Raw genomic sequence first — 18,848 nt, 5'->3', positions numbered from 1 at the left:
CCAGGTCGGGAACTGAACCATCACGTCTGCACAAACGCCGGTTCGGGCCCCGGAGGAAACAGGGATGGTGGCGATCAAGACCGTGCCTGGCCCGGTGAAGGCCGACGCACTGGGCGTGACGCTGATGCACGGGCACGTCTTCATTCGCGGCGAGGAGATCGAGCGTAACTCTCCCGAGCCGTGGGGCCGGCAGGCCCGCGTCGACGATGCGTTCGCCCGGCTGACGTCGCTCGAGGCCGTTGGGGTGGACCCGATCGTCGACCCCACCGACCTCGGCCCCGGCCGCGACATCCGGCGAGTCATCGCGATCAACGAGCAGGGGACGTCAAGGACCACGCCCCGGGCATCCTCCTCAGCGGCGACGAAGCGATGACCGACATGTCGGCTCATCGTCCGGGAGTACTTCAACCGCGGCGCTGTCGCCCCAGGCGGGTCGGTCATCGGCCACAGCGGCGCCACGACGGACCTGGAATTACCTCCGCCGGCTCGTCGACGGCGACTCCCACCCTGGGCAATGGGCCGTTTCGATGCCGACATCTTCCCGCCGCAGACCAACGCATCGCCACTGTCACCACGCTCGTCGGTGCGGAACCCGCCGACCAGTTCATCCAGCGCACGACGCGACCTGCCGCATCGACCGGCCGCCACCAGGCACCCGCGAACAACTGCTCCCGAACTGGCACCACACTCACATCCACGACGACGTCCTGCTCACCCTCCGGATGCAGAGGGACAGCGAGGCGCAGATCGCCACCGTGGTGGTTCACTACCTGTTCCGCCATCTGTCAGAAAGGTCGGTCTGATGAGCCCGATCCGAGAACTGCACAGGACCGCCGAGAATCCGTTCGGGCTTGAGGGTACCCACCGGGACGATAGCGGCCTGCGGACGTACGACGATCTGCCGGCGACCTTGGTGGACGTGATCACCTCCCATGCTGCGCGCACCCCGCGGGTAGAGGCCGTGGTCGAAGTCGACGGACCACGGCTGGACCATGTGACGCTGCTGGAGCGTGCCTCTCGGGTGGCCGGTGGGCTGGTCGCCGCAGGCGTGAAGCCGGGAGACCGGGTCGCCCTGCGCCAGCCCGCCGGAGTGGAATGGGTCCTGGGATTCTGGGGCTCGATCCTGGCCGGCGCCATTCCGGTGGCGATCAACACCCGGTTCTCCGAGCAGGAGGTCGCTTACGTCGTCGCCGACTCGGGCGCCCACGTCGTGCTCGGCTTCGGCACCGCCCTGCCCGATGGGGAACCGTTCGCGCAGGGCGGGGCGACCACCGACGATGTGGCCGCGATCTTCTACACATCCGGAACGACCGGCCACCCCAAGGGAGTGCCGACGACCCACCGGGCCTTCCTCAGCAACGCCGAGACGATGACGCGGACACTTGGCATCGAAGGCGGGGCCGGGCTGCGCACGCTGATCTCGGTCCCCCTGTTCCACGTGACAGGCTGCAACTCCCAGCTACTCACGGCCGCCTACCTGGGAGGGACGTCGGTGATCCTCCCGGAGCTGAACCTGGACAAGGCGCTGGCGACCCTGGCAGAGGAGCGGATCTCCTTCGTGGTGACGGTACCCGCCGTCTATAACCTGCTGCTGCGACGGCTCGCCGAGCACCCCACCGACGTGAGCGGTGTGACGCTGATCGGATACGGCGGTGCACCCATCGCGGTCGGCCTGGTGAAGGCCCTGCGGCAGACGTTCACCTCGGCGCGGGTTTTCAACGGCTTCGGAATGACCGAGACCGCCTCGCTGATCAGCGTACTGCCCGACCACGACGCCGCCGAGCACGCCGACTCGATCGGATTCCCGGTGCCGGTCGTCGACCTCGCGCTGGACCAGATCGACGGACCGGACCACGGCGAACTGCTGGTCCGTGGCCCGAATGTGCTCACGGGCTACTGGGACGCGGTCACTCCCGCGCTTGTCGACGGCTGGTTTCGTACCGGGGACGTGGTCACGGTCGACCCAGCCGGACGATTGCGCATCGTGGACCGGGTCAAGGACCTGATCAACCGCGGAGGGGAGAACGTCTCCAGCGTCGAGGTCGAGGCGGCGCTCATCGAAACCCCCGGCGTACTCGATGCCGCCGTGATCGGAGTGCCGGACGAGGTGATGGGCGAGAAGGTCGGCGCGGTGATAGTCCCAGCCGGTGACGACTTCGATGTCGCGGCAGTGATCAGCGGGGTGGCCGAGCGGATCGCCGACTACAAGGTGCCGCAGTACGTCTCGGTCCGTCGTGAACCGCTGCCACGCAACGCCGGCGGGAAGCTGCTCAAGCGAGAGTTGCGCGAAGGTGTCGACTGGGGCGAACCCTGGCGCTGACACACTCGGCCACCCGCCCAGTGTGGCCGTGGGAGCGGCCGGGCCTCTGCCCGGGAGCATCTGGCACCGGCCGACGTACGGCTCTCGGGTACCGGGACTCGACGGGGCTGTTTCAGGGCTCTCCCCCTTGAGTTCGCACAGTTCCCCGGACGGGGTCCAAGGCGAGGTCGATCGTGTCGAAACCGTCCGGGGTGCTGCGGGCGGGGTGTTCGAAGTTCAACACACAGGATCAGGGTTTCGCCCGAACCGTTGCCGGGAGCGTGTTCGCGGCACCCCAGTCGAGGACACCTGGTCCGTAGACGGGCCAGGAAACGCTTCCGAGGAACGCGGGCTTGCTTGTGGTGTACAGGGAGGCGGGAATGGCTGAACTCGGACTTAGCGAACCCCACTTGAGCGTGGTGCCTTCAAGGTTGGCCCCATGGTAGTGATCGGAACCGGACAGCCGGATCAGACTGAGCTTGTTGCCGATGAGGTTCTGCCGGACGGTCTCCCCGTTGATGCAGCCGATCTGGTTATTGGCGTAGTTGCGGAACCAGGTGTTGCCCGGACCGGTGGCGTTGAGATCGCCTTGGCCTTCCTTGGAGTTGTCGGCGTAGCCCTCGTGGAAGCGGTTGCCCTCGAAGAGGTTCATGTAGGCGTATGTGGCGTGCAGCGCGATGTCGTTGTAGGAACGGAACGGGTTTTCCACGGAGTTGTAGCTGATCACGCAGTGGTTGGCGCCCATCTGGAGCAGGATGTTGTGCCGCAGGTCCCAGAGTTTGTTGTCGCTCACGCGGACGCCCGTGCAGGCACCGTTGACCGCAATGCCGTAGGCGTAGCCCCCGGTGTCCTTGACGAAGGCGTCGTGGACGAAGTTGCGCTCGACGACCATGTCCTTGCACCAGTTGAGGTTGATGTGGCTGCGGCCGGACTTGATCGACTCGATGTTGCGGACGAAAGAATCGGCCACGTAGTGGAAGTTGAGGTTGTTGACGTTCTCCAGGGTTGGCTGGTTGACCCGCTCGATGCGGAGTTGCTCGACGCCGTTGTTGTGGAGCACGGCGATCCTGCGGATCTTGGGGAGTTCGGAGGCCGGATAGTTCAGGCCGATCTTCATGTCCAGGGTGAGGGTGTTGCCGCTGACGGAGGCGATGCGGACGATCTGTGTCTCGATGGGGTAGCCCCAGGCCAGGCGCCCGGCCGACTGGTACAGCTCGATGCAGTCGCCTGCCTTCAGCCCGACGGTGCTTGCCACGGTGATCGCCTGGGCACCCGAGGCGGGCGAGCCGATGACATCGACCGGGCTGCCGGCATAGGCGCCACTGAATTTGATCTCGGCGTTGCTCGCCCCGGGTGCGTCGATGAGGAACCGGGTCTGGGTGATCCCGGCGCCGCGGAGGATGACTCCGCCGTTCGTGATCGTGAGCGGAGAGGTGAAGTGGTACCTCCCGGGCGGGAAGTACAGAATGCGGCGGCCGGAGGTGGCGACAAGTATCTCCCTGACCTTGGCCGCGGCGTCGATGCCGCTGCTGTTCGCGGGCAGTCCGCGCTGAGTGACGTCAATGGTGGTCCAGCCACCGGGGTCCTGCCACTGGGTGTCTTTCCAGCCGGCGGGCGGAATCCTGCCGACGGGAATGTCGCCGACGTCAACGGCAGCATTCGCTCGCGTCGGCAGAGCGATTCCGCTCAGCGCGCCCGAAGCCAGCGCACCGAAGGTCAGCAGCACGTCTCTGCGTGTCCTGGCCCGTGATCTCTTGGGCATGGGTGTCCTCACCTTCTGTTGAGCAGATGATTGGCAGTCGTGAGTACGGGATATGCGAGAAGGTCGTCCGCGCTCAGTGCGCGCCGTGGTGACGGAGAGGCGGGCCTGGCCGCCCGGCAGTACGGTGACCAGGCCGGTATCGGCGGTGGCCTCGGCGTCCAACCGGTCCAGTGCAGGGTGAGGTCCGCAGCAGAGTGCGAGCCTCGACGACGAGTTCGTAGCCGTCGGCCGAGCGGGACAGGGTTGCGGTGAACTCGGCAGTGGGCAAGGCCAGTTCGATGTCCTCTGCGAAGAAGTGGTGATGTGGGTGCACTCCGAGCGCGCCCGACGGGTCGTCGACGACGAGGAGTTCGGTTCGTTGCGTCGGGGGGGTCGGCCTGTGCGGGATCCAGTGCGACCGTCGCCGTCTCGCGGGCGGCGAGCTTGGCCTCGGCCCACCGAGTGGCCAGGACCTCACCGCCGAAGGCGCCACGCCGCATGCGAAGGGCGCCGTCCCACGGTTGGCCGCTGTCGTTCACCAGGGCCAACGCAGGTGTGCCGTCGGTACCCGGTTGTACGGTGACCAGTCGGTCCGCGCAGTCCCGGCGCAGTGCGTGCCAGACAGGCTTGCGTCGGCCATGACCGTCTACCGCCCAGGAGACGGCGGGCCAGCAGTCGTTGAGCTGCCACACGATGGTGCCCCGGCGGGCCTCGTTGAGCTGGGTGGTCCAGTGCCAGTCGGTCAGGTCCGCCGGGTCGGGGAAGTGGCCGCGCCAGCCCCGCTGAGCGGTGAGTGTCCAGTCCTCATCCAGGGGCAGATACGTGGCGGCCGTGCGGTCACCGTGCATGGGCAGGCACCTCCTTCGGAATGGAATCGTGCCTGGCCCTCGGCACCCGGATCTCCTTTGGCCAGGCGAGGGTGATGCCGAGCCGCTCGGTGAGCAGCCGCTGGAAGTCCCTGAGCAGGCCGGGGCTGGCGTGGACGGCATGTGGCTCGGTGCGGGCTTGTGCGCAATACGCCGAAAGGGCTCCCACGGCTTCGCCGATCGACCACTCCACAGGGTGCAGCCGGTAGGCGCCGTTGGTGATGTGGGTGGTGCCGATGTTCTTGTTGGCTGCCAGCAGATTGGTGGTGTCCTGCGGCAGCAGGGCCCCTAGCGGGATCTGGAAGGGGAAGCAGTCGATGTCGACGTAGGTCCGCCCGGATGTGCTGGGGTGCAGGTCGATGCGGTAGTAGCCAATGCCGACCGAGTCGGCGAAGTGTGCGGAGCCCGCTTCCGCGCCGCGCATCTCGCGGCCGATGTGGGCTTCGGTGACCGTGAACAGCGCCTTGACACGGCGCGCTTCACGGACGTAGACCTCCTTGGCCAGGCCGTCCTCGGTTCCGGTGACATCCCCGCGCAGCTTCAGCTCCGGATAGCCCGTACCGCCGTCGGGACGCGGTGCCTCGGTCTGCATCCAGTGCACCAGGGAGAGGGTGAGGCTGCGCGCGCCCTCCAGGGCGCTCCGGCGCGTGGCGTCGTCGCCCCCGAGCAGGGGCAGCTCCCAGTAGTCGATCTGGGGCCAGTTGACGAGGGTGATCTCACCGCCCGGGAACGCGGGGTCGAGGTTGCGACGGGCGAGGATGCGCCGGTAGTGCCACAGATCCTCGTCTGTGCTGTGTTCCGCGTCCGTCGCGGCGGCTGTGAGGAGCGGGCGGGTACGGGTGGTCAGCAGGTCGGGGATCACATCGTCCCAGGACAGCTGAGGGGCCGGCCAGCGCGGGTCGACAGTATCGCGCCAGTGTCCGTAGCCCTCGGGCCGGTCGATGGTGTGGTCCTCGCCGTGCCGGAACTCCAGTGCGCAGCACCAGCTGACCGCCTGCTGGTCGAGCGGGTCGGCCGTTTCCGCAGCGTGCAACTCACCGGTTTCGGCGGCGCTCTCGGCTCCGATGACGTGCGGTACATGGGCCAGCTCCAGCAGGTCTCCCAGCTCGGTGGCGTCCACCATCAGCGGGGCGTGCAGGCTTCTCTCGCTGCCCGTGCGCAGGCTCCGTACGAGGACCGCGGTGATTCTTTCGCCATCGCGGTGGGCTCCGACGGCTTCGTGCTCGGTCAGCACGGTCAGCAGGCCGGAAGCGATGAGCGGTGAGAGCATTTCCTGGATGACGAGGGCGGCCACGCGCGGCTCGTGGCACAGCCGGGAGACGTTGCCGAAGCCGGGGTTGAGGTGTTCCCAACGGGCGGCCTCGGGCGTGAGCGGGTAGTTGCGCCGGTAGTGGTCACGGATCAGACGGCGCAGTTCGCGGTAGCTGGGTGACGTCAGGCCGGATTCGATCCACTGGTGCTCGTCGGGTGGCACGGCCTGCGTGGTGAGCTGGCCACCGAGCCAGTCGGACGCCTCGACCAGGATGACTCGTTGTCCGAGCCGGGCGGCGGTGAGCGCCGCGGCCGTACCGCCGAGCCCGCCTCCGATGACGACGAGGTCGGTGAGTTCAGCCTTGGGCATGCAGAGACCTTTCCTGAACGGATGGTTGCCGGACAATGCGGACTGCTGGGCGGAAGGCTCGGGCCGAGGCTCGGCAGTTCAGCCCTTGACACTGCCGTCGGTCAGTCCCGCGACGAAGCTGCGCTGGTTGAACAGGAAGACGGCGATGACGGGCAGGGTGACCAGGACGGCGCCGGCCATCAGGGGGCCGTACTGGACGTTTCCGCCGGCCAGGAATCTCGCCAGGGCCAGCTGGACGGTCTGGGTGTCCTGCGAGGTGGTGACGACCAGCGGCCACAGGAAGTCGTCCCAGACGGCGGTGAAGGAGAAAATGGCGATGACCGCGACCAGAGGCCGGCCGAGCGGGAAGTAGATGCGCCAGAAGATGCGCCACTCCCCCGCGCCGTCGACCCGGGCCGCTTCGGCGAGATGCGGGTCCGCGGTGGAGAAGTACTGACGGGCCAGGAAGATGTTCATGGGCAGGACCAGATAGGGCAGTGCCACGCCGCCGAGGCTGTCGAGCAGCCCGGTGCCACCCTCGCCGAGCAGGTTGTTTCCTCCGGCCAGCGGCATCGACTTGGCCATGAGGAACAGCGGAATCAGGGTTACCGAGACAGGGATCGCGGTGGTGGAGATGAGTACGTAGAACAGTGGTTGGCTGCCGCGGAAGGGCAGCATCGCGAAGGCGTACCCGGCCGCCACCGCCGCGAGGCAGTTGGTGACCACCGCCACGATCGTCACCAGAGCGGAATTGACCAGGGCCCGGCCCAGGTCGGCATCGGCGACGGCTGTGGTGAAGTTGCCGGTTGTGGGGTTCTCGGGGATCAGTCGTATGGAGCCGAAGGCGTCCTTCTCCGGTGTGAAGGCGATGCTGATCATCCACAGGAACGGGATCAGGACGAGCAGGGCGGCGAGTGCCAGCGCGACGACTGATCCACTGCGCCGGCCTGAGGCGGAACGACGCGTCCGTAAGCCGATGACGCTCATGAACGCCTCCCCGCGAGGCCACGTATGGCCAGGAACGAGATTCCGATGATGAAGGCGAAGAGCACGAAGGCCATCGCGGAGGCGCTGCCGAAGCGGTTGTACTGGAACGCCTCGGTGTAGATCAGGTAGTTGACGGTGGTGGTGCTGCCGAGCGGTCCGCCCCTGGTGAGGACGAAGATCTCGGCGAAGCCCTGGGCGAGGAAGACGATGTCCATGGCGACCACATAGGTCAGCATCGGTCGCAGCCCGGGCAGAGTGACGTAGCGGAAGGTGGCCCAGCGGCCGGCGCCGTCCATGTGCGCGGCCTCGTACAGATCCTTGGGAATCGACTGCAACCCGGCCAGCAGCAGCACCATGTTGCTGCCGAGCGCCTTCCACACCCGCATCGCCGATGCGGCGCTCAGCGCGGTGTCCTCCTGGAGCAGCCAGCTCTGATCCGTCAGATGGAGCAGGCCGAGCACCTCGTTGAACAGCCCGTGCCGGGAGTACATCCACAGCCATACCATGCTGACCGCGGTGAGGGAGACGATGTGCGGCAGGTACAGGGCGGAGCGGAACAGGCCTACGCCCCTGAAGGATGTTTTGGCCAGCAGGGCGAGACCCAGCGCGATCACCACGGTGATCGGCAGCACGATCGCGACGTACTTGCCGGTGACGAGCAGCGCCTTGCCGAAGTCGGGACTGTCCAGCAGGCGTGTGTAGTTGTCCAGTCCCACCGGCTTGGGACCCGATCGGCTGAGCGGGCTGTATTCGGTGAAGCTGAGGATCAACCCATAGAGCACCGGCACCAGTTGGAAGAAGACCAGGTACACCGCGGCGGGGAGGACGAAGAGCAGTCCGACCCACCGGCGGGGGACGTGTGGCAGCCGCAGGCGCGGCGGGGCCGGGGTACGGGACGTTCTCTGTGGCTTGGTGGGGCTCTGGGCGAGAAGCGCCATATCGTTCACCAGGCCTGTCAGTTAGTGGAGTCGAGGATGGTGTTGACCTCGTCCGCTGCCTGGTCCAGAGCCTCCTTGGGGGTGGCCTTCTTGTTGAGGGCCTGCTCCAGGTACTTCGCCAGGGTGTCGCGTATCTGGGTCCAGCCCGGGACGTTGGGATTGGGCTTGAAGTGAGTGGCCTCCTTCATGAACTGTTGGATGACCGGGCTCTGCTTGACGTAGTCGCTGGTGGCAGCCGAGGCCCGGACCGGGATGGCTCCGATGCCCTTGGTGTACTCGGTGCTGGTTTCCGGCGAGATCATGTAGGAGATGAATTTCCAGGCCAGTGCCTTGTGAGCACTGTCCTTGTTGATCATCAGACCCGGGCCTGCGCCGCCCAGTGCCTCACCGTCGCCCGCGCCATCGAAACGGGGAACCGGCATCACGCGGATGTCACGTTCGGGGTTGGCCTTGACCACCTGCTCGGCGACCTGCGGTGCCAGCACGGCCATCGCCGCGTCACCGGTGACGAGCGGCTGCTGCGCGACCGGCGCGTCCTGGTAGTTGGTACCGAGTTGATTACCCACGGCAGAACTGCCCTGATAGGTGCCGACAAAGTACTTCAGGGCCTTGGCGCCTTCGGGAGAGTCGAAGGCCGCCTTCCTGCCGTCCTCGCTGATCTGTCGGCCGCCGGCCGAACCGAGCAGGCCCGCGAAGGTCTGCTGCAGTCCGATCGGATGAGTGGGCAGCAGGAGCCCCGCGTGGGTGATCTTGCCGTCACTGCGCTTGGTCAGCTTCTCCGCCGCGGCCTGGACGCCTTCCCAGGTGGCGGGAGGCTGGTCAGGGTCGAGCCCGGCCTTCTTGAACTCGTCGGCGTGATAGGCGATGAGGTTTCCCTGCATCGACAGCGGGATGAGGTACTGGGTGCCATTGACCTGGCCGCCGGGCAGCGCCGCGCTCAGGTCGTCGCGATCGCTGGTCCTCACCTTGGCGACATAGCCGGTGAGCGGCTCCAGCCGGTCGTTCTTCACGAAATCGGCAACCGCGGCGGGTCCGTGCCCGAAGACGTCCGGAGCCGTGTCGGCGGCGAAGGCCGCGTTCAGCTTGGTGGAGAGGTCAGGCCAGTCGAGGAAGGTGACCTTGACCTGTGCGCCGGTGTCCTTCTCGAACCGCGGCACGATGGTCTTGGTGACGAGATCGATTTCGGTCTGGTTGGTACCGGGAAACCAGACCGAGATCGAGTTCGTACCGTCCTCGGCGTTACCTCCCCCCGAGTTCCCGCTGCCCAGACCGCAGGCCGACAGGGCGAGGGCCGCCGCTATCGCTGTCGTGGCCAGGGGTGCCGGTGTGCGCCAACTGCTGCTTCTTGTCGCTCTCATGGCCCTACCTAATTCGTATAAGGATCGGCTCGACCGTGGGGGGGTGACGGCTCCCGGTGGGTGGGTCAGTCCGCGTACGGCTGCTTCAGTGTGCGGTTCATCGAGCGTGGGCTTCGTTCAGCGTGTGCGCGGAGGGGCGATGGTGTCCCGGGTCAGTGCTTCGCAGGCGACGCCTTCGCGGTGTCCTTGGGGCAGCTCCCCGTTCAGCATGCCGATGAGGATCGCCACTGCCCTGGCTCCCATCTCGCGCCGGGGTACGGCCGTATGGCTCCACCCGGCGGCGGGCGCCGAGGCGGGAAGGAGGTCGAGGCAGACCACGGTGAGATCCCCGGGAACAACGCATCCCACCTCGGCAGCCGCCCTGGCAAGGGCGTTCGCCAGTTCGTAGCTCTCGGCGACCAGGGCCGTCACTCCGGACTCCAGCACGGCCGCCAGCCACCCGCCCGTGACCGAGTCCGCCGTCATGAGAGCGGGCTCGATCCCGGCAAGGCCGGCACGTCGCGAGCACGTACGGAACGCGTCGAGCCGCTCCTGCTGCGGCCCCCTGCGCACCTCGCTGCCCAGATAGCCCACACTGCGGTGCCCGTGTGAGGCGACGACGTCGATCACTTCGGCGACAGCGGCGGCATAGTCGGCGGCCACGTACGAGACATTTGCCCCGGCCACATCGCGACGGCCGATGAAAACGAAGGGGAAGCCTTCTCCCGCGAGCCGCTGCAGTTCCTCGTCGTTGCGCTCCAGACCGAGGATGACCGCTCCGTCGGCCAGCCGGAGCCGGTTGGTCCCCTCTCCGTAGATGCTGCGGGTTCCGTCGGGCCGCTGGGTGGAGGCGAACAGCACCAGGTCCTGTCCGGCCTCCACCGCTCCCTCTTCGATGCCGACCAGGAACTCGTGGTAGTAGTCGTCGGGCCGGACCGGAAAAACGCGCTCGAAGGTGTGAACGCCGATCAGACCGTTGCGCCCGCCGCGCAACGCCCGCCCGGCGACGTCAGGCACATAGCCGAGACTCCGCATCGCCTCACGCACAGTGCGCTGCGTGGCCTCGGCGATACCGTTCTCGTCCGCCTTGCCGTTCACCACCATCGACACCGCGGCCTGCGAGACACCCGCGACCCGCGCGATGTCCCGCTGACTCGGCCTCCCGCTGGATTTCACCCGCAACTCCGTTCTCTAATACGTATAAGAAGGAACCACAGGCCTCTTCACACGTCAATGCTCCGGTCACACCCACACCGGAGCAGTGTCGATCCCGGCCCCGCGCGACCGCACCGCACAGAGATCGCAGACTGGCCGCTTCTGACCCGCCGCCCGTGGGCCTTTTTTCAGGTTCTGGATCACTGTTGGTGCTGGACTGACGGAGGGTCACCGTTGGCGTCGGCAACGGTCCGAGGTCACGCGGCCAGGAGGACGCGCTTGCGTAGGAGGTCCAGACCCGCCCGGCCGAACATCTGCCGCTTCAGCATCTTGATCCGGTTCACCTGCCCCTCCACCGCCCCCGAACTGAACGGCAACGTCAGCCCAGCCGTCACCGCCACGAGCTGGAGGAGAAGCGGGACAGTCTCCGTAAGGCGGCCCGGCAACTGCCCTCCCTGCCGGTGGCCTTGGGCGGCGTGCGGCGGCGATGCGCAGGAGTGGGAACGGCGCTGGCGCGAGGCAGTCACGGAGCAGGCCCGCGTGAGCGACTTCGTGGCGGACGCGTTTTCCGCAGGTGTAGGCACCCGGGGACCCGTCAATCGCCAAGTAACGCAGGGGGATTGACGTAGAAAGCGCTTGCCACCTACGGTCCCCCGAATGGGTATGCAGCGAAGACTCAGCTGGGCGTCGCTCGCCGCGGCGACCACCATGGCACTGGCGGCAAGCGCGATCACCGCACCCGCCGCTCACCCCGCGGACGATCCCGTTCAGGTCGTGGTCGACGGGAACGACGTACGCGCCGACAACGTGAACGGTCTGACCTACAAGGGCCTCGGCCTGCTCAGCTGCAACAGCACGAGCAATCTGCTGATGGACTACAAGGCGGAACACCCCGAGCGATACTGGCAGCTCATCAGGGTTCTGTTCGGCGGCAAGCACCCTCTGATCAACCACGTCAAGGTCGAGATGGGTTCGGACACGAACACGTCGACCGGTTCCGATCCGGCGACCATGCGCACCGCGGACGAAATCGCCGACGCGTCCCGCTCCCCCGGTTTCCAGCTGGCCGCCGACGCCAAGACGGTCAACCCGAAGCTCAAGGTCTCGATCCTGCGCTGGGTCATGCCCCAGTGGGTGCAGACCGAGTGGAACAAGGGCACCGGCTCCGACGAGATGTACAAGTGGTACAAGGAGACGATCCTCGACGCGTACGAGAAGTACGGGTACATGGTCGACTACGTGAATCCGGACACCAACGAGACCCGGAAACCGGACATCTCCTTCCTCAAGTGGTACAAGAACGCGCTGGTGAACGACACGGACTTCGCCGACCCGCGCTACCGCCTGACGGAGCGTCAGCAGAAGGTTGCCGCGAAGGCGTACCACGACATCAAGATCACCGCCTCGGACGAGAACACCACGAAGAACATCGGTCCCGCCCTGCTCACGGACACCGAACTCTTCGGCATGGTCGACGCGGTGGGCTACCACTACACCACCGACGACCGGCTCGACGGCACTCCCGACAGCGCCACCTACCGGCCCTACACGAAGCTGGCGACCGGCGACAACGCGTACGGCCAGGACAAGGAGGTCTGGTACAGCGAGGGCGTCGGATCCTTCGGCTGGACGGACCACCGGGTCAACAACACCGAGGGCCCGAGCGGCGTGAGCACCGGGATCGGCGGTGTGCAGAGCGCCCTCGACCTCGCCAACCGCTCCGTGAAGAGCTACGCCAACTCCAAACGGACGCACTACATCTTCCAGCCCGCGATCGGAGCCTTCTACGAGGGCGCCCAGTACAGCCACAAGGAGCTGGTCAGCGCCCGCGACCCGTGGTCGGGGAACATCCACTACGACGCCGCCGTGTATGTGATGCAGCACTTCACCCAGTTCGCGAAGACGGGCTGGGAAAACGACACCAACACCGCCGGCATCTGGCGCACCGTGCCCGAGGCGAGCTACAGCGGCGTGAGCGGCACCGAGAACGTCGACGGCTCGAACGGCGCGCCCAGTTACATGACACTGGCCGACCCGCGGAAGAAGGACTTCTCCACGATCGCCGTCAACGACAGCGACCAGACGAAGACTTATCGGATCAAGGCCGAGAACATGCGCCTCGGCGGCGTTCCCACCATGGAGGTGTGGGAGACGCGCGCGGCGGACACGGGCCAGGCCTACGACGCGAACTTCAAGCACCTCGCCGCCGAGATACGCCCCGACGGCGACGGCTACTACACCTACACGGTCCAGCCGCGCTCGATCGTCACCTTCACCACGCTCGACCGCAGCGGCGACAAGGCGACGAAACAGCGCCTGCCCGGGTCCACGGCCCGGACGGTGCTCGACACCGACGCGGCCGGCAAGAAGCACGACACCCGCGACACCGTCCTGTACGCCGATGACTTCGGGTACGAGGAGGAGGACCGGGTCCGGGTCGGCACGGACAACGGCGCGCGCACGGTGTCTCAGCCGTACCTGAAGTCCCGTGGCAACCAGCCCCGTTACCTGGTCGACCAGACCGGCGCGTGGGAGGTCGGGAAGGACGCGAGCGGCAACAACGTGCTGTACCAGCACCTGGACCAGTCCATGAAGGGCACCGGCGCCTGGAACCGGAACACCCCCAACACCACGGTCGGCGACTTCCGTTGGGAGAACTACCGGGCCTCGGTCGACGTCACCTTCCCGGACCCCGACGGCGGACTCGCCACCCTGGGCGTACGCCAGCAGAAGGGCATGTCCGCGACCGACGCCGCGTACAGCATCGGGATCGGCCGGGCCGGGACGTGGACCTTCTACGAGTACGGCACGGCGATCCGAACCGGGACGGTCACTGCGGCCGACGGCTACCGCCTCGCCGTCGAGGCCAAGGGCGCGACCGTCACCGCATACATCGACGGACAGGCCGTCGCCACGTACCAGGACCCGACGCCCGCGACCGGGGGCCGAGTCAAGCTCGGCAGCGACTTCCACACGACCGCGTTCGACAACCTGAAGGTCGAGAAGGTCGCCGGATACACCCCGTACGCCACCACGCTGACCGACAACATGGACAGCTCGGTCGCCTACACCGGCACCTGGAGCCGGAACGCCTCCCTCGGCGACGCGATGAACTGGTACCGGTCGACCTCGACCGGCGCCACCGCCGGCGCGACCGTCACCGTCCCGTTCTCCGGCACGGGCATCGACGTCATCGGTGGCAACGACGGCAGCGCCGTCCTCGACGTCTACGTCGACGACAGGTTGGTCGCGAAGGGCGCGAAGACCGCCGCCACCGACAAGCGCCTCGCCACGTACACACTCCGCGGCCTGCCCGACCGCGCACACACGGCGAAGTTCGTCCTCAGATCCGGAAAGATCGTGCTCGACGCCTTCGGAGCCCTCTCCGGTGACGTCGACGGCGCTGTGGACACGACACCGATCCGCACCGCCATGAAGGGGATCGGAAGCCCGGCACAGGCCGACTACACGGCCGACTCGTGGGCCCTGTTCGACACCGCGCGCTCCGCCGCCAGGGCTGCCGTGGCCGGCCAGAAGGGCCTCGACACCATCGGCGCCGAGCAGATCACCAGCCGACTCGACGCGGCGTACGACGGACTGGTGCGCAAGGAGGTCTGACCGGCACGGCCGGGAGGCCGCCCATTTCCGGCGGTCTCCCGGCCGACACCGTCGACGACGGGATGTGGTCAGTCGCCGCTCCTGCCGAGCTCCTTAATTCCGCCACGACCGGCGCCGAACCGGCCCCCGTGCAGCTGAGCCTGCCCGGCTTCCCCGAACCCGCTGACGCAGCCGTCGGACGGGACTCAGTCAGACCGATCTCGCCCCACAAGCGGTGGCGGACGAGAAGGTGACGAGTTCGGCTTCCCTCGCCCTGTCCTTGTTGATCCGCCCCTGGCCTGCGGGATTCCAGCCCGGAGAGTCGGGGCGGGAGGCCGGGCGCCACTCAGTCGCGTGGGTCACCCAGCCGGGCAGCAGTTCAACCAGACAGCGGCTTCTTCAACCTCTGGATACTCACGAGTGCCGTGTCGTACCTCTGTGCGACGATCGCCTCAACGACCACTGATCCAGAGGGGATTCCATGTCGGACAATGACTCCTGTCTGCCTGCGAGACGGGGGCGGGCGGCCGTGTTATCGGCCGTGTTCGCCGCTCTCACCGCACTGTTCACCTCACTGCTGACCTTGACCGGGGCGAGCCCCGCCGTCGCTGCCGACGAGGAGTGCGCGCCGCTCGCGCTCGCGCCGTTCGGCGACCCGGGCGGCGCCGTCGGCCAGGCGCGCGTCGCGCCCGACTCGAGTGTCTGTTATACCGTCACCGTCGAGACACCCGGCCTGTATCTGGCACCGGCGCTGGACGGCGGCGGCAACGCGGTGACCAGGCAACTGCTCGCCGCCGACGGCAGCGAAGTGGACTGCTACGGAGACGCGTACGCCACTCACGGCATGTGCGCGGTGTCCACGGCCGGCACCTACACGCTGAAGGTCGTCAACACCGGCTGGGAGGAGGAGGACACGTCGGTCACCTTCGTGCCACTCGGCTCGACCCGGGGCTGCGCGGACCCGGCCGGCACGAGTTGGGAGCAGCCGGAGGTCACCCGTACGACCATGAGCCCGGTCGAGGTCGACTGCCAGCCCTTCGAGGGCGAGCGCGGCGACCGGGTCCGGCTCACCTACGGCTCCAAGGTGTACGGCGACTCCCTCGCCTGGATCACCGATGCGACCGGCGCCCGGATCTGCGAGCCCTTCCCGGACAACAACGAGGACAGCTGCGTCCTGCCCGGCGACGGCCCCTACCGGGTGATCTCCACCGTCTCGCGCGCGGAGAACGGCTTCCCCGCCGAGTACGCGGTGAAGGTGCGCCGGCTCAGCGACCCGAAGGGCTGCACCACCGCCCCGGTCCACCCGTACGGTCCCCTGGAGCAGGAGGACTTCACCACCAACCCGTGCTTCACCTTCACCGCCGGCGCGGCGGGCCCGTACACCGTGCACTCCGTGAGCGAGAACCGGGAGATCGGAGTGGCCCGGGTGTACGACGCGGCCGGGTTGAGCGTGTGCCGGTACGGGGCCGACCCGTGCAGGATCGAGGCGCCGGGCACCTACACGGCCGTCCTCGACGGCACGTACCCCTTCCGTGACACCCGAGCCGGCCTGGTCGTCCTCGACCGCGCTTCCGACGCCGGGTGCCTGGCGACCGGGACCGGCCTGCACAAGGGTGAGTTGAGCACGGCCGGGCAGTACGACTGCCTGACCCTGGACGCTCCCCAGGGCGCCAGGATCGCCGCGCTGGCCCCGCTCTCCTCCTCCGGCGTGGACGCCGACGTGGAGGTCCTCGACCAGGACGGCACGGCCCAGTGCGACGCGACCGAACTGGCCAACGGCGACTGCGCGTTGACCGGGACGGCCCCCTACCGGGCGCTGGTGCACACCCAGGACAGCGGGGAGGACGCCACGGGCCCGTACTCCATCGCCCTCTACCGCACCGACGCCGCGAACGACTGCCCCGTCCTGCCCGCAGGCAGCTTTACGGCCGACGGCGCCAAGGCCACGCTGACCACCGGGGACGGCGTCTTCTCCCAGTGCCTGAGTATTCCGGCGGGCGCGCACACCGACGCCGAGGTCTTTCAGCTGACCGCCACCTCCGGCAGCGTGGCGGCGAAGGCCACGGTGCTGGACTCCACCGGCAAGAAGGTCTGCGACCGCACGGCCACCACGAACGGCTGGACGCTCTGTCCACTGACCCCCGGCGCGGCCCACACCGTGCTCGTCACCGGCCGCGACCAGGCCGCCACCTACACGCTGACCAGGCGTGACGTCACCTCGACCGCCTCCTCGGCGGGCTGTGTGAAGACCGCCGCCGCGAAGGTCGGCGGCCCGTCCGTCCCCGGTACCTACGGCGACGCCGGCGCCCTGAACTGCCACCAGGTCACCACCGACGCGGCCACAGATGTCCTCCACCTCGACGTACGGGACGCGCTGGGCACCGCCAACATCGCCGTCTTCGGCGGTGACGGAACCGCCGAGTGCTCCTTCCGCAACCGCTCCTGCGCGGCCACTGGGTCCACCACCCACCAGGTCCTGGTGCAGACCCCGGCCACACTGAAGGCGGCACCCGAGTACCACCTGGACGCCCTGCGCCTCGCGACCGCGGACGGCCCGGCGCCGGAGTGCACTGAGGTCCCGTCTGTGTCCTACGGCTACGGGCCCGTCACCGGCACGCTCGACGAGTCGCACACCGCGGTGTGCGCGGTCCTGCCCACCGCCGGTTTTGACCGCTTCAACGCGGAAATCACGGACACCACCGGCGCCGCCACCACCGCGGTGCCCGCCCTGTACAACAGCGCCTGGAGCAATGGGTGCACGTTGTCTCCGTCCGGCGCCCAGTGCGCGGCGGGCGGTTCGTCCTCGGCGGCCAGCCCGAGCCTGTTCGTGCTCGGTCTGCCGGAGAAGGCGTCCTACACCGCCTACAGCGCCAAGCTGGCCTGCGCCTCCACCCTGTGCGGCACGGACAAGGTGAGCGTCACCGCGGTCAGCCCGGACACCGGGGGCGCCGGCAGCCAGGTCACGCTCACGGTGACCGGCACCGCGCTGCCTGCGAACGCCACCGTACGGCTGACCCAGAGCGGCAAGACCCTGACCGCCACCACCCAGTCGGTCTCCGCGGACAACCGGACACTGACCGCGACCCTCGACCTGACCGGCGCGGCCACCGGCACCTGGAACGTCAGCGTGCTGACCACCTGCTGCGCGTACTCGAGCGGCACCTTCACCGTGACACCCCAGCCCGAACTGGAGAACACAGCCGCCCCCAAGGCCACCGGCACGGCCACGACGGGCGCCAAGGTCACGGCAGCACCCGGCAGCTGGTCGGCTACCGCGTCCTCACTGGCGCGGTAGTCGGCGCAGAAGGGCAAGAAGATCACCATCAAGCGGGTCGTGCACCGGACCGGTCACACGGACGGGTCTGCCGTGAGCAAGGCCACCAAGACGGTCTCGGTCGCGAGGTGAGCCGACGCGGCTGACGCAAGAGGGGGGCGGCCCAGGTACCGCCCCCCTCTTGCGTTCAGGCCACCGACTCCGGCGCTGGCGTCCGCCGGAGCGCCGTTCTTCGCAGGCTTCGTCATCACCCTAAGGATCTGCTCCACAGCGAGGTCGAGGCGCGGACGGTATTCGAGCTGGAACACGGGGCCGTGGTGCCGGAGGAGTTCTGGGGGCCGTTCGGGCCGGGGGCGGTCGGGGTCGGCTGGGACCTGATGTTCCTCGGGCTGGGCAACCACCTCGAGGGCGGCAAGATCAGCAGGGAGGACGCCGAGGCCTGGCAGGCGTCACCCGAAGGGAAGGAGTGCCCTCATCTACCACCGGCGCCTCGTCCGCAGGGGCAGGCCAAACCGGTCACTATGAGGGCGCTCCGACGCCGCTGGCCCAGACACGCAAGGGCACGATCCCAGCCTCGGCCGCAGTCCGTTCCGAGTGGTTGTGCACCTCAACCAGGTCAGACCAGGCGATGACGCCCGGCTCACTGTCGGTCAAGAACTCCTCGATGATCCGCCCGAGATCGTCGGAAAGCACATAGGAACCGCCGAACGGCAACTCATCCGGGGGCACGGATCCGGTCGAGCACCGGAGCTGCCCGGCCTGCCCGTCGTGCCACACATAGAACGTCGCCGCCCCTGGAAGGCCCAGCTCGCGGACGCGGTCCCGGATTGAGCTGAACCGGATTTTGTAGCGGCCCTGAAGCCAGGCATGATCGCCTCGGCAGATGGGAGAACACAGGTCCGATGCCTGCACCACGGAAGTACCCCAAGACCACGGAGTTTGAGCGGATCCGCGGTTGTCAAGGGGATCCAGGGTTTTCGGGGAAGCCCAGGTCATGGCAACGGGGCTCCTGATAGAGCGAAGAAGCCGACCAAGGTCTTCCCGCTCGAAGGAG

Annotated in this window: 12 protein-coding genes; 4 read left to right on the top strand and 8 right to left on the bottom strand. The window is 67.8% G+C overall.

What is annotated here, in order from left to right; all coding sequences use genetic code 11:
* Positions 1-64 precede the first annotated feature (64 nt).
* Both ACTWQR_RS40130 and ACTWQR_RS40125 read left to right on the top strand, forming a co-directional pair.
* The gene (locus ACTWQR_RS40130) at positions 65-373 is read left to right on the top strand and encodes a hypothetical protein (RefSeq protein WP_443232198.1); all 309 of its coding nucleotides are present in this window, start codon (positions 65-67) and stop codon (positions 371-373) included.
* A 429-nt stretch (positions 374-802) separates the two neighbouring features.
* The gene (locus ACTWQR_RS40125) at positions 803-2,320 is read left to right on the top strand and encodes a class I adenylate-forming enzyme family protein (RefSeq protein ID WP_443232197.1); all 1,518 of its coding nucleotides are present in this window, start codon (positions 803-805) and stop codon (positions 2,318-2,320) included.
* Between the two features lie 229 nt (positions 2,321-2,549).
* Here ACTWQR_RS40125 and ACTWQR_RS40120 read toward each other — a convergent pair whose 3' ends face one another.
* The 7 genes from ACTWQR_RS40120 to ACTWQR_RS40090 form a co-directional block, all read right to left on the bottom strand.
* The gene (locus tag ACTWQR_RS40120; protein ID WP_443232196.1) at positions 2,550-4,061 is read right to left on the bottom strand and encodes a hypothetical protein; all 1,512 of its coding nucleotides are present in this window, start codon (positions 4,059-4,061) and stop codon (positions 2,550-2,552) included.
* Between the two features lie 816 nt (positions 4,062-4,877).
* On the bottom strand, positions 4,878-6,527 hold the full coding sequence (locus ACTWQR_RS40115) for an FAD-dependent oxidoreductase (RefSeq protein WP_443232195.1): 1,650 nt from the start codon (positions 6,525-6,527) through the stop codon (positions 4,878-4,880).
* Between the two features lie 78 nt (positions 6,528-6,605).
* The gene (locus ACTWQR_RS40110; protein WP_443232194.1) at positions 6,606-7,493 is read right to left on the bottom strand and encodes a carbohydrate ABC transporter permease; all 888 of its coding nucleotides are present in this window, start codon (positions 7,491-7,493) and stop codon (positions 6,606-6,608) included.
* Positions 7,490-8,431, bottom strand: coding sequence for a carbohydrate ABC transporter permease (locus ACTWQR_RS40105; RefSeq protein ID WP_443232193.1), 942 nt, complete (start codon positions 8,429-8,431; stop codon positions 7,490-7,492). The genes ACTWQR_RS40110 and ACTWQR_RS40105 overlap by 4 nt, the downstream gene beginning before the upstream one ends.
* Before the next feature lie 17 nt (positions 8,432-8,448).
* Entirely contained in the window at positions 8,449-9,789 is a 1,341-nt protein-coding gene (locus ACTWQR_RS40100; RefSeq protein ID WP_443232192.1) for an ABC transporter substrate-binding protein, read from the bottom strand.
* A 117-nt stretch (positions 9,790-9,906) separates the two neighbouring features.
* Entirely contained in the window at positions 9,907-10,944 is a 1,038-nt protein-coding gene (locus tag ACTWQR_RS40095) for a LacI family DNA-binding transcriptional regulator (RefSeq protein WP_443232191.1), read from the bottom strand.
* 236 nt (positions 10,945-11,180) lie between these two features.
* Positions 11,181-11,324 (bottom strand): hypothetical protein, encoded by a 144-nt coding sequence (locus ACTWQR_RS40090; protein ID WP_443232238.1) that lies wholly within the window; start codon positions 11,322-11,324, stop codon positions 11,181-11,183.
* A 256-nt stretch (positions 11,325-11,580) separates the two neighbouring features.
* On the opposite strand from ACTWQR_RS40090, the gene ACTWQR_RS40085 reads away from it, so the two are divergent.
* Together ACTWQR_RS40085 and ACTWQR_RS40080 are read left to right on the top strand one after the other, a co-directional pair.
* The gene (locus ACTWQR_RS40085) at positions 11,581-14,541 is read left to right on the top strand and encodes a GH59 galactosidase (RefSeq protein ID WP_443232190.1); all 2,961 of its coding nucleotides are present in this window, start codon (positions 11,581-11,583) and stop codon (positions 14,539-14,541) included.
* A 508-nt stretch (positions 14,542-15,049) separates the two neighbouring features.
* Complete coding sequence (locus tag ACTWQR_RS40080) at positions 15,050-17,815, top strand: Tat pathway signal protein (protein WP_443232189.1); 2,766 nt, start codon at positions 15,050-15,052, stop codon at positions 17,813-17,815.
* Positions 17,816-18,313: 498 nt separating this feature from the next.
* Here ACTWQR_RS40080 and ACTWQR_RS40075 read toward each other — a convergent pair.
* The coding region (locus ACTWQR_RS40075; RefSeq protein WP_443232188.1) for a hypothetical protein at positions 18,314-18,848 on the bottom strand (535 nt) is incomplete at its 5' end.

The organism is Streptomyces sp. 2A115, from assembly GCF_052245575.1.
GTDB lineage: Bacteria > Actinomycetota > Actinomycetes > Streptomycetales > Streptomycetaceae > Streptomyces.
The sequence above is the reverse complement of the archived record's forward strand: the minus strand, read 5'-3'. Positions and strand labels throughout refer to the sequence as shown.

Excerpts from the sequence above, each read along its gene's own strand:
- ACTWQR_RS40130 (WP_443232198.1), top strand. The coding sequence starts at position 65 with ATGGTGGCGATCAAGACCGTGCCTGGCCCGGTGAAGGCCGACGCACTG.
- ACTWQR_RS40125 (WP_443232197.1), top strand. The coding sequence starts at position 803 with ATGAGCCCGATCCGAGAACTGCACAGGACCGCCGAGAATCCGTTCGGG.
- ACTWQR_RS40120 (WP_443232196.1), bottom strand. The coding sequence starts at position 4,061 with ATGCCCAAGAGATCACGGGCCAGGACACGCAGAGACGTGCTGCTGACC.
- ACTWQR_RS40115 (WP_443232195.1), bottom strand. The coding sequence starts at position 6,527 with ATGCCCAAGGCTGAACTCACCGACCTCGTCGTCATCGGAGGCGGGCTC.
- ACTWQR_RS40110 (WP_443232194.1), bottom strand. The coding sequence starts at position 7,493 with ATGAGCGTCATCGGCTTACGGACGCGTCGTTCCGCCTCAGGCCGGCGC.
- ACTWQR_RS40105 (WP_443232193.1), bottom strand. The coding sequence starts at position 8,431 with ATGGCGCTTCTCGCCCAGAGCCCCACCAAGCCACAGAGAACGTCCCGT.
- ACTWQR_RS40100 (WP_443232192.1), bottom strand. The coding sequence starts at position 9,789 with ATGAGAGCGACAAGAAGCAGCAGTTGGCGCACACCGGCACCCCTGGCC.
- ACTWQR_RS40085 (WP_443232190.1), top strand. The coding sequence starts at position 11,581 with ATGGGTATGCAGCGAAGACTCAGCTGGGCGTCGCTCGCCGCGGCGACC.